Origin of the sequence: Vibrio sp. 10N.286.51.B11 (genome assembly GCF_041469245.1) — a bacterium.
GTDB classification, from domain to species: Bacteria; Pseudomonadota; Gammaproteobacteria; order Enterobacterales; family Vibrionaceae; genus Vibrio; species Vibrio crassostreae_C.
Genome location: NZ_JBFRKI010000066.1, coordinates 1 through 259, shown reverse-complemented (window position 1 = coordinate 259; position 259 = coordinate 1). Strand labels below are relative to the sequence as shown.

The window sequence follows — 259 nt, the reverse complement described above, 5'->3', positions numbered from 1 at the left end:
GAGATGAGTTTTCCCTGGCACTATAAGTGTCCTAAAGGGTTGTCGTAGACTACGACGTTGATAGGCAGGGTGTGTAAGTGCTGCGAGGCATTGAGCTAACCTGTACTAATTGCCCGTGAGGCTTAACCATACAACACCCAAGGGGTTTTGTGGACTCAAAGAAATACCAAACGCTTGAATGAGTTTGAAGAGATAGACTTTTAAATACAGTTTTCCAGATTATTTTGCCTTCAGTTTTTAAAAAAGCTGAAAGTAAAAG

The 259-nt window shown here is 40.9% G+C and carries 1 rRNA gene; it reads left to right on the top strand.

Annotated features, from left to right (window positions below):
• A 23S ribosomal RNA gene (locus tag AB4154_RS22215) occupies positions 1-130 on the top strand; the annotation flags it as partial.
• Positions 131-259: the final 129 nt, after the last annotated feature.